General features: G+C 55.7%; 11 protein-coding genes. 10 read left to right on the forward strand and 1 reads right to left on the reverse strand.

Annotation, left to right across the window (positions count from 1 at the left end):
- Positions 1 to 142: 142 nt before the first annotated feature.
- The gene (locus tag BQ17_RS06975) at positions 143 to 1,927 is read right to left on the reverse strand and encodes a L,D-transpeptidase family protein (RefSeq protein ID WP_176722331.1); all 1,785 of its coding nucleotides are present in this window, start codon (positions 1,925 to 1,927) and stop codon (positions 143 to 145) included.
- A gap of 347 nt (positions 1,928 to 2,274) precedes the next feature.
- Between BQ17_RS06975 and gcvT the strand changes: the two genes are divergently transcribed.
- From gcvT to BQ17_RS07035, 10 genes are all read left to right on the forward strand, one after another.
- Complete coding sequence (gcvT, locus tag BQ17_RS06980; RefSeq protein ID WP_089725582.1) at positions 2,275 to 3,366, forward strand: glycine cleavage system aminomethyltransferase GcvT; 1,092 nt, start codon at positions 2,275 to 2,277, stop codon at positions 3,364 to 3,366.
- A 44-nt stretch (positions 3,367 to 3,410) separates the two neighbouring features.
- Positions 3,411 to 3,806 (forward strand): glycine cleavage system protein GcvH, encoded by a 396-nt coding sequence (gene gcvH / locus BQ17_RS06985; protein ID WP_089725584.1) that lies wholly within the window; start codon positions 3,411 to 3,413, stop codon positions 3,804 to 3,806.
- A 266-nt stretch (positions 3,807 to 4,072) separates the two neighbouring features.
- Positions 4,073 to 5,470: an aminomethyl-transferring glycine dehydrogenase subunit GcvPA gene (gene gcvPA / locus BQ17_RS06990; protein WP_089725586.1), complete on the forward strand. Its 1,398-nt coding sequence runs from the start codon at positions 4,073 to 4,075 to the stop codon at positions 5,468 to 5,470.
- A gap of 409 nt (positions 5,471 to 5,879) precedes the next feature.
- Positions 5,880 to 6,059, forward strand: coding sequence for a DUF4258 domain-containing protein (locus tag BQ17_RS24020; RefSeq protein ID WP_369406462.1), 180 nt, complete (start codon positions 5,880 to 5,882; stop codon positions 6,057 to 6,059).
- Positions 6,060 to 6,064: 5 nt separating this feature from the next.
- Positions 6,065 to 6,268: a YgiT-type zinc finger protein gene (locus BQ17_RS24025; protein ID WP_369406463.1), complete on the forward strand. Its 204-nt coding sequence runs from the start codon at positions 6,065 to 6,067 to the stop codon at positions 6,266 to 6,268.
- Between the two features lie 20 nt (positions 6,269 to 6,288).
- On the forward strand, positions 6,289 to 6,534 hold the full coding sequence (locus tag BQ17_RS07010; protein ID WP_089725590.1) for a type II toxin-antitoxin system HicB family antitoxin: 246 nt from the start codon (positions 6,289 to 6,291) through the stop codon (positions 6,532 to 6,534).
- Positions 6,531 to 6,743 (forward strand): type II toxin-antitoxin system HicA family toxin, encoded by a 213-nt coding sequence (locus BQ17_RS24030; RefSeq protein WP_089725592.1) that lies wholly within the window; start codon positions 6,531 to 6,533, stop codon positions 6,741 to 6,743. The genes BQ17_RS07010 and BQ17_RS24030 overlap by 4 nt, the downstream gene beginning before the upstream one ends.
- 381 nt (positions 6,744 to 7,124) lie before the next feature.
- Complete coding sequence (tpx, locus tag BQ17_RS07025; protein WP_089725596.1) at positions 7,125 to 7,625, forward strand: thiol peroxidase; 501 nt, start codon at positions 7,125 to 7,127, stop codon at positions 7,623 to 7,625.
- A 158-nt stretch (positions 7,626 to 7,783) separates the two neighbouring features.
- The gene (locus tag BQ17_RS07030) at positions 7,784 to 9,043 is read left to right on the forward strand and encodes a DNA methyltransferase (RefSeq protein WP_089725598.1); all 1,260 of its coding nucleotides are present in this window, start codon (positions 7,784 to 7,786) and stop codon (positions 9,041 to 9,043) included.
- The gene (locus tag BQ17_RS07035) at positions 9,043 to 9,603 is read left to right on the forward strand and encodes a Bpu10I family restriction endonuclease (protein ID WP_089725600.1); all 561 of its coding nucleotides are present in this window, start codon (positions 9,043 to 9,045) and stop codon (positions 9,601 to 9,603) included. Before BQ17_RS07030 ends, BQ17_RS07035 begins: the two co-directional genes overlap by 1 nt.
- The last annotated feature ends 153 nt before the right edge of the window (positions 9,604 to 9,756 follow it).

Here is a 9,756-nt window from a genome sequence, read left to right on the forward strand (position 1 = left end):
GGCACCGCTTTCCGGGCTTCCGAGGTGCTGCAACCCAAGGCCCGCAAGCACGGGCGAATTCTTTCACAGTCTCTGGAACGTGGGAGCCAGAGAGGAGCTTGTCCCGAGCGGAGCGAGGGATCTTTGGGCGCTTCCCTGCGCGTCAGTGCACGTCCAGTGGCCCTTCACTGGGGGTTAAATCGAGCGGGGGGAAGTCGAACAGGGTCTTGATCGTGGGTCTCCACACCGGCGGCGGCTCGGCGGCCTCTGGCTCCTCCGGTGGAGCGGGGGTCGCCGGTTCGGGCGGTACCGGCCTGTGACGCACGATGCGTGGTTGACTGCGCCTATCCAGGGCCTTGAGCATGGCGGGGTCCCAGGTGTAGATATCTTTCCAAAATAGGACCTTGTCGTCCGCATCCCCTTCCACTGTCCAATAGGCCAGGACGATCGCCAGGGGCTCCTTGAGATGTACCAGACGGGTCTGCTTCGAGGCAACGATCTTTTTGAACCGGGTCCGGTTCCAGCGTTTGGGATCATCCAGAAGCAGCTCCGCGAGCTTCCAAGGATGCTCGACGCGCACACAACCGGAGCTATACAGGCGTCTGGCTCTCTTGAAGAGGCTACGGCTGGGGGTATCGTGCAGGTAAACGGAATGCTGGTTAGGAAACATAAATTTGACCTGGCCCAGGGCATTCCGGGTGCCGGGCGGCTGCCGAATCAGATAGGGAAAGCTCGCGGGGGACACCTTCCAGTTGACGGACCTGGGCGAGATGGACTTGCCGCTGCGGGTGACCACTTGCAGACCTCTCCGTTTCAGGTACCCCGGATTCCTGCGCACGGCGGGCAGGATATCCTTCTTCAGGATGGTGGGGGGGATGGTCCAGCTGGGGTTGATCTCGAGGTACTCCATCTGATCCCGGAACGCCGGGGTGGGCCGGTCGCGGCGCCCGACGATAACCCGTGAGCTCCAGACCGACTGCCCATCACGGAAGAGCTTGACGCGCTGTTCCGGGATGTTGACCAGCAAAAAGTCGTCGGGAAGCCCGTCGGAGATCCATCGCATACGCTCCAGGTTGATGCGGATCTGGTTCACCCGCTTCGTAACGGAGACGTTCATGGCCGCTCGGGTCGTCGGACCCACGGTGGCGTCGGCCCCGAGCCGGTGGCGTCTCTGGAACGCAAGCACCGCGGTCTTGAGCGCCTGATCGTAAAGCGGGCTATTGGAGGCGGCACCGGTGAAGTCGCCCGTCGCCCGCAGGCGCTCGCGAATGATGGGCACGCGGGAGTCACGCATGAAGGGCCTGAGCGAGCGACCCGCCGGGATCTGCGGCCAGCCGCCGGCGGCGGCGATCCGGCGATAGCGTACCAGCCCCTGCTGCAGCCGCTTGTAGAAGAGTGGCCGGGAGGCCAGGCCCTCGACTGCGACCTGCAGATCCTCCGCGCGGATCACCCGCTCCAGGTCGTCTATCAGGTCATTCGCGGAGGCTCCCTGCCCGTGATTCCGATGCTTACCCAGACGGCGCGGGTCGATCTTACCATGACGGTAGTGATGGATCAGACGCAGCAGGCTGTCGCTTAGGAGGATCTCTAGGTCCGCACGGGTGGCGGCGGATAGATCCGAGGGGGCCCGACCTTGCGCGGTGGCGACGATCGCTCCGACATGAAAATCGCTCGGTTGGAAGCCCTCATCGATGCTGTGTTCCACCAGGCGCAGCAGGTCATCGACCTGCCGGCTGCTGTGCCACACGGAGCGATCGTTGTGCCGGCGGTAAAAGTCTTCGAGAAGCCCCACGGACACTAGGGGTGCTCCCGCAATGGTCGGTTTATCGTAGTCCCGCAACTGCTCCAAGCGGGCCCGCACACTGTCGCCGGTGCCGGCGATACCAGCGAGTGGTAGGAGGAGCAACCAGGATAGAAAGATCACCCCGAGGGGGCGTTTCGGCGGCATATCCATATCCTCAACGTGCGTTATAATTTTGCCCCATCCATGCTGGAGCATAAATGGCCCGTTTCGATTGCTAATCTTGGTATGACTCAAAAGGATAGCAAATTCTAGCCCCAGGTCCACGCGGTATCACCTCAATATCAGGGCAAACACGTATGGATTTCTCGGTGGGTAGAGCCCATCCTAGGGTTCCGGTTTTGCCCGCTCTATCCGCAGATTAGGCAGATTTTCACAGATCAAAAACGAAACGGTCTGTGAAAATCTGCATAATCTGTGGAGTAATTAAAGAATGTTGGGGTTTCTCCATCACCCCAACTAGACTGCTGGTGACTGGAATCTGGAAGCGCCACATGGGATACAAAACCCCGCTGTTTGACGAGCATAGGGCCCTAGGCGCCCGCATCGTGCCCTTCGGGGGTTGGGACATGCCCTTACACTACGGCTCCCAAGTCCGGGAACACCACCGGGTGCGTCTGGATGCCGGCATGTTCGATGTCTCCCACATGCGGATTATCGATCTCGACGGGAGCGGTGTGCCGGCCTTTCTGGGCCGTCTGATCGCCAACGACCCGGCGCGGCTCCGGGTTCCCGGGCAGGCCCTCTACAGCTGTATGCTCAACCGACAGGGCGGCGTTATCGACGACTTGATCCTCTATTTCCGCGCCCCCACCCGTTACCGCCTGGTGGTCAATGCCGCTACCGCCGAGAAGGACCTGGCCTGGATTCGGGACCAGGCAGTGGGTATGGCTATCGCTATTCGGCCGCGGCCAGATCTGGCCATGATCGCGGTCCAGGGACCGAACGCCCGGGCCAAGGCGGTCGACCTGATCCCCGCGGCGTTGCGCGAACAGTCGCTGGCGCTGAAACCCTTCGTCGCCGCCGAGCAAGGCGACTGGTTCATCAGCCGCACGGGCTACACGGGAGAAGACGGCCTCGAGCTCATCTGTCCTGCCGGCCAGGTCCTCGCCCTATGGCGGGGTCTGAAGGGTGCCGAGGTTGCGCCCTGTGGCCTCGGTGCTCGAGATACCTTGCGCCTGGAGGCGGGCCTGAACCTCTCCGGTCAAGACATGGACGAAACCGTAAGTCCCCTCGAGAGCGGACTTGCCTGGACCGTCGCCTGGGAGCCTGCCGAGCGGGATTTCATCGGCCGCAGTGCCCTCGAGGCCCAGCGTGAGCGCGGCGGACTGCGGCGCTGCGTAGGCCTGCTGCTGACCGGTCGCGGTGTGCTGCGCCGGCAGCAGGCGGTGCTCAGCGATGGTAAGCCGGTGGGAGAGGTCACCTCCGGCGGATTTGCGCCCACCTTGCAGCGGTCCATCGCCTTCGCCCGGATTGCGCCGGGCAGCGGCGAGGAATGCCGGGTGCTGATCCACGACAAAGCCGTGCCGGCACGGGTGGTGAAACCACCGTTCGTGCGCAACGGAAAACCGCGCATCGACCTGTGATGAAGTAAGATCCTGTACGCGACCATCAAGATGGGGAACGGAGCATGACGACCAATACACCTGATGACCTCAAATACACCAAAGAACACGAGTGGGTACGGGACAAGGGTGACGGCACCGTGACGGTCGGCATTACGGACCATGCCCAGGACGAGTTGGGCGACCTGGTGTTCGTCGAGCTGCCGGAAGTGGGACGCCGGGTCGCCGCCGGGGAGGCCTGCGCCCTTGTCGAGTCGGTCAAGGCGGCCTCCGATATCTACAGCCCACTCGACGGCGAGGTGACGGAAGTCAATACGGTCCTGGGCGATGCTCCGGAGACCATCAACGACGACCCCTACGGTGCGGGTTGGCTATTCAAGCTGCGGCTATCCGATGCCTCACAACCGGATGGCCTGCTGAACGCGACCGAGTACCGGAGCCTGGTGGAGGAGGAAGGCTAGGCTAGTACAGATGCTCTCAATCACCGATAACATTGAGCGAACGGAATCTTCACAGAAGCGTTAGCCGCAAATTAACGCAAATGGACGCAAATGGACGCAAATAAATGCAACCGGGTCAAGGACTGTCGATGATGGTGAGCCGATTGCGACCGATTTGCGTTGATTCGCGTTCATTTGCGGCAAAAAGGAATTCCCAATGTAAGAGCCGAACCGATGTTATCGGTACGTCGGCACTGTTGCACTGGCGCTAAGGGACCGAGGATTCCATGCCCTTCATCCCCCACACCCAAGAAGAGGTAGCCGCCATGCTGGCGGTCATCGGCGTCGAGCGGATCGACGACCTGTTCGACGAGATCCCCCCGGACCTCATGGCAACCGGTCTTCCCGACCTCCCCCCGGCTCTTTCGGAGCTGGAGATCGGCCGCCTGATGCAGCAGCGCAGCCGAGAGGACGGCCAGCCCCTGTGCTTTATCGGTGCCGGTGCCTACGAGCACCACATCCCGGCGGCGGTGTGGCAGATTGCCACCCGCGGCGAGTTCTACAGTGCCTACACCCCCTATCAGGCGGAGGCGAGCCAGGGGACTTTGCAGGTACTCTATGAGTTTCAGTCCATGATGACGGCCCTGACCGGTCTGGACGTCTCCAACGCCTCCCTCTACGAGGGTGCCTCGGCCTTGGCGGAAGCGGTGCTCATGGCGGTGCGCTGCAATCGCAAACGCAAGCCGCACCGGGTGCTGGTTCCCGAGGCGCTGCACCCCGCCTACCGCCGTACCCTGCGCACCATCGTCGGCCAACAGGACATCGAAGTGATCGAGGTCCCCTTCGACCGCACCGGCGGACACACGACCCTGGAGCAGCTCGAAGCCCTCACAAGCCCGGAGTGCACGGCGCTGGTGATCAACCAGCCCAACTGCTTCGGCGTCCTGGAAGAGGTCGACGCCCTCACCGACTGGGCCCACCGGCATAACAGCCTAGCGATAGGCGTGGTCAACCCCGTGGCCCTGGCCCTATTGTCACCGCCGGGGGAGTGGGGCGAGCAGGGTGCGGATATCGCCTGCGGCGAAGCCCAGCCCTTGGGGATGCCGCTGGCCTCCGGCGGTCCCTATGCCGGTTTTCTCTGCTGCCGACAGGCCCTGGTGCGACAGCTCCCCGGACGCATCGCCGGGCGCACCCTGGACCAGGAAGGCAAACCCGGCTTTACCCTGACCCTGCAGGCCCGCGAGCAACACATCCGCCGCTCCAAAGCGACCTCGAACATCTGCACCAACCAGGGGCTGCTGGTAACCGCCGCCACCATCCACATGGCCCTGTTGGGTGCCGAGGGGTTGGAGCGGGTCGCAACCGCGTGCCATGCCAACACCGCAAGACTCAGCGACCTGCTGTGCGAGATACCCGGTGTCGAGCCCTTGTTCGATCGACCCGTCTTCCATGAAAAGGCCCTGCGGCTTCCCGCTCCTACGGCGGATCTGTTGCGCGCTCTGGCCGCGCACAATATCCTCGGCGGATTCGATCTGGGGCCACACTATCCCGAGCTCGATCCCGCGCTGCTCGTGTGTGCTACCGAGATGCGCGCCGATGAAGAGATGACGGCATACGCCGGGAAGCTCGCACGTATCATTGCCACCCGTAATCAGCCCCCTTGTCCGATTGCGCCAAGGCTGTGAATGGCTAGTAGTTGGGCGTATCCGTTAGGTGTCTCATCGTGATATGGCGATGAAATACATGTATTGCCAAGCCGAAATGTGGCGTTATGTGACAAGGCAGAGAGGTGGAAAATATGTTAAACATTAGAGCGCTGCATCCAAAATATATCACGGACGAAAAAGGCGAAAAAAAGTCCGTCATTCTTCCTAATCTCCGATTTTGAGGAATTGCTTTACGACATAGAAGATCTGGTAGCTATTGCTGAAAGACGGGATGAGCCTACGATTTCTCATGATGAGCTGATAAAAGAGCTAAGTGAAGAGGCGATCATATAGCAAAGCACCTTAAGGGGACCTTGAAAAATCCCATACTCAATGCTTTTCATGACGACGACCGCAAAGTGCGATTTTTGAACGCCTTGAATATCATATTGAAGATTATCCAGAAGATGTAAGAGGCCATAGCTGTCTTATAGGTGGGTATGGTGAGAACAACCGGGCGTTACACATAGTCTGCTCTCCAAAAGACGAATATCTGGCAATCATCACTGCTTACATTCCCAGGTCGGATCAATGGATTAATGATTTCAAGTCTCGGAGAAGAAAATGAAATGCATGTACTGCCAAACAGAAATGAAACGAGGTACTGTGCCGTTCCACATTGACAGGAAAGGAATTCATGTCAGCCTGGATGAGGTTCCAGCATGGGTATGCTCCCAAGGTGGTGAATCCTATTTCGAAGCAACAGAAGTCGATTCCATGCAAGCCCTTGTCAAGGTCGTAGAGGAACAAACACTCAAGCTCGCAAGAGTGACATAGAAAAGGTTCGGAGTTCTCAAATGCTTTATAAAATCCCCTTGGTTTTAGATCCGCAGTCGGAAGGTGGATTTACCGTTACTTCACCGATATTACCGGAATTAGTCACGGAAGGAGATACCGTTGAGGAAGTTTTAGCTAACGTTCAAGATGCCCTTCTGGCAGTGATTGAAGCCTATCGGGATTTGGGGCGTTCTTTACCTGCCAGCTTACAGCTTCCTGACACAAGTGGTTCTGTTTGGCTTGAAACGCTGGTGGCAACTGCGTGAAATATCGGGAAGTCACTCGAAAACTGGTTGCTTTGGAGTGTTATGAGTTACCGCGCAAGGGCGGTGGTTCTCATCGTAAATGGTTCAATCCGATAACACAGCGGGTTACGTCGTTACCGGATTGGGGTAGTCGCGATCTCAAGCTGGGAACAATACGGACAGCAATCCGACAACTTGGAATCGATTGGAAGATGTTCGAAAACAAGTAAAAGAGGGTGGCTACATCGCTTTGAACCCGGAAACAGGTACGACCACCCAAGGCGAAACAGTCGAAGAGGCTATCGCGAACTTGCAAGAGGCCACAGCGCTTTATCTGTCGGAGTTTCCTCTTCCCTCTTCGAGGCATCCGTTGGTTACCATGTTCAGTGTTCCGGTACATGCCTAAGAAGTTGTCTAGAAACTAAGTACACTGATTTTATTTTTTGCCGCAAATGAACGCAAATAGACGCAAATTTAAGCAGTGATTTCATTTGCGTTCATTCGCGTTCATTTGCGGCTGAATTCTTCAGAAGGCAGTTAAGACCAAAGCACCTTATTCCTGAAGAATCAATAAACCACAACCATCCGACAAGCCAAATAGGAGCATCCCCATGGCTAAAACCGCCCTCAAAGGAACCCCCGTCAAGCTCGCCGGCGACTTGCCCGCTGTCGGCTCGACCGCCCCGGATTTCAAGCTGGTCGCCGGTGATCTGAGCGACAAGACCCTGTCCGACTATACCGGCAAGAAGAAGTTGCTCAACATCGTACCCAGCCTGGACACCGAAGTGTGTGCTACCTCTACTAAGAAATTCAATGAGACTATGGCCGGCAAGCGCGATGCCGTCGCCCTGGTCATCTCGGCCGATCTGCCCTTCGCCTCCGACCGCTTCTGCAAGGCCGAAGGCATCGGCAACGTGGTCAACCTGTCCATCATGCGCTCGCGTAAGTTCGGCAAGGATTATGGCGTGCTGATGGATGACGGCCCCTTGGCGGGTATCACTGCCCGTGCCGTGGTGGTCCTGGATAAGGACAACAAGGTCCTCTATACCCAGCTGGTCCCCGAGATCACCCAAGAGCCGGATTACGCCGCCGCCCTGGCTGCTCTGGGCTGATTTTCCTCGAACCGCGAACGGCACGAAAGGACACGAACCTTCATGTTTGTCCTTGCGTGACTTTCGTGGTCGATATGATGCGGTTCGCCGCCGTCCCTGGCGGCTTACCGCATCCTACCTCCCTCAATCGGCGCGTTAGAGGTTCAAAAAGTTCATAGATGACGGAATGTATTATTTGTAGAGAGGAAAAGACCTCTTTTTCGGATGAGTCTATGCCGTTCGACCGACCCTTGGATAGAACCTATCTGGATATTGACGACAAAAGGCGAGCCAATCTCCTTACTTGGCGCGGGCAATTTTCGCCCCAATTCGCCCACGCTATCCTTGCAAGCTACGCCCATAAGAATGATGTGGTTCTAGACCCATTTGTCGGTAGCGGAACAGTGCTGGTAGAGTCTGCTCATTTAGGTCACGAAGCATTTGGGTACGAAGTAAATCCTGCCGCAGAATTATTGGCTAAAGTTTACACGTTCACTGTTTACAACAGAAGGGAACGCCTTTCCTTGATTTCCAGCACAGACAGTTACTTATCAACATATATTCCTTTGGGGCTTCCTCTGTTTGAACCAATAGGTGCGGATTCTAACGATGACGTATCTATCACGCCACTTATTTCCAGTTTAACTAAACTGGATAATCGGGACGTCAGAACCTTGATTGAAGCCTTGATCGTAAAACTAGATTTAAGAGACAAAAGCATTTCGGCAGAATTCTTTTGGTCAAAATGGAATGAGCTGCGTTCCCTTGTCGAATCCTTGCCACAATCCGGAAAAACTGTTTCTGTAACACTAGGAGACGCAAGATATTTACCACTGGACGATAGTGTTATCGATTTCGTTCTTACTTCTCCGCCTTATATTAACGTGTTCAATTACCATCACAATTACCGTTCTTCAGTCGAAATGCTGGGTTGGAAGCCGCTCGTATCAGCAAAGTCAGAAATTGGCGCAAACCGAAAGTTCCGGCAGAACCGGTTTTTAACGGTTGTTCAATATTGCATCGACATGAGCCAATCCCTTTCCGAGTTGGTAAGAGTTTGTTGTGATAGTGGAAGAATTATTTTTGTTGTAGGCCGAGAATCGAATGTTCATAAAACCGCCTTTTTCAATGGCGCTATTTTACGCCGACTTGCTGAAGAAGTTATTGGTATGCGAACGGCTCTACGGCAAGAACGACAGTTCCAGAACAAATTTGGTAACATTATCAAAGAAGATATACTGCACTTTATTCCGAAGGGCGTAATTCAGCCTGAGTCTTCTCTTGTCATTAGTCATGCCCGAAGAATTGGGGAAGAGGTGCTCTCGGATGCGCGGAAGACCGTGCCGGAAGATAAGCACGAATCTCTCGAAGATGCAATCTCACGTGTCCAGGATATAAAGCCTTCTCCGCAATTTGTACCGTCACAGGCAAAAGAATAATGGCATTACCGACTCCGCACCTGGATAAGCTTAATGCGCTGCTTGACAACGACAAGCTCCCTGTCGATGACAAGGAGAGGATAGACTACGCGATAGAAAAATATCACGAATGGATACGGGCAATGACTGACGCCGAAGGAGAGCAGTTGGTTATGATTGATCGTTTAGTTTCCTTACTCTCTGGATACAAGCGGTTTATCGACCTCGATACCATATTCGATAGTGAGAGTGATTTTCTGTATCGGCAAAAGAGTCAGTTAAAACTTGATAATACAGTAATCGAAGAATTTCTACCTCACCTGATCGTTAAATCTCTGCCGAATCTTGGCGAAGAAATGCATTTAGGCCCTCAATCTTGTTTTTCTTCCGCATATTTTACGTCCACCCTAACGCGGCGTGAAAGTGGAGGTGGACTCCATATACGAACAAAGGATCAGGACTTCACTATTGCACGAAAGCTCTTTATACAAACATCATATGATCCGGGATTTAATGAGCATGTCTTAGGCAGAGAAACATATCTTGGCTATAATATGCGCAGAGTGCAAAACGAATCTTGATAAAACAATAGAGTTGTTCCCTTTGTAACATTCTTTAAAATCAGTATGTTACGAGGACCATTTGGCGTCTAACCCCTTGTTTTCTGGTCAACGACCACCGTATCGGCCTCATGTTCCAATATAACCGATTGATTTTTAAAGACTCACATCGGG

Origin of the sequence: Candidatus Thiosymbion oneisti, assembly GCF_900092655.1 — a bacterium.
GTDB lineage: Bacteria > Pseudomonadota > Gammaproteobacteria > Chromatiales > Chromatiaceae > Thiosymbion > Thiosymbion oneisti.

Bases quoted from the DNA above. Each gene is read 5' to 3' on its own strand.
- BQ17_RS06975 (WP_176722331.1), bottom strand. From the start codon at position 1,927: ATGCCGCCGAAACGCCCCCTCGGGGTGATCTTTCTATCCTGGTTGCTC.
- gcvT (WP_089725582.1), top strand. From the start codon at position 2,275: ATGGGATACAAAACCCCGCTGTTTGACGAGCATAGGGCCCTAGGCGCC.
- gcvH (WP_089725584.1), top strand. From the start codon at position 3,411: ATGACGACCAATACACCTGATGACCTCAAATACACCAAAGAACACGAG.
- gcvPA (WP_089725586.1), top strand. From the start codon at position 4,073: ATGCCCTTCATCCCCCACACCCAAGAAGAGGTAGCCGCCATGCTGGCG.
- BQ17_RS24025 (WP_369406463.1), top strand. From the start codon at position 6,065: ATGTACTGCCAAACAGAAATGAAACGAGGTACTGTGCCGTTCCACATT.
- BQ17_RS07010 (WP_089725590.1), top strand. From the start codon at position 6,289: ATGCTTTATAAAATCCCCTTGGTTTTAGATCCGCAGTCGGAAGGTGGA.
- tpx (WP_089725596.1), top strand. From the start codon at position 7,125: ATGGCTAAAACCGCCCTCAAAGGAACCCCCGTCAAGCTCGCCGGCGAC.
- BQ17_RS07030 (WP_089725598.1), top strand. From the start codon at position 7,784: ATGACGGAATGTATTATTTGTAGAGAGGAAAAGACCTCTTTTTCGGAT.
- BQ17_RS07035 (WP_089725600.1), top strand. From the start codon at position 9,043: ATGGCATTACCGACTCCGCACCTGGATAAGCTTAATGCGCTGCTTGAC.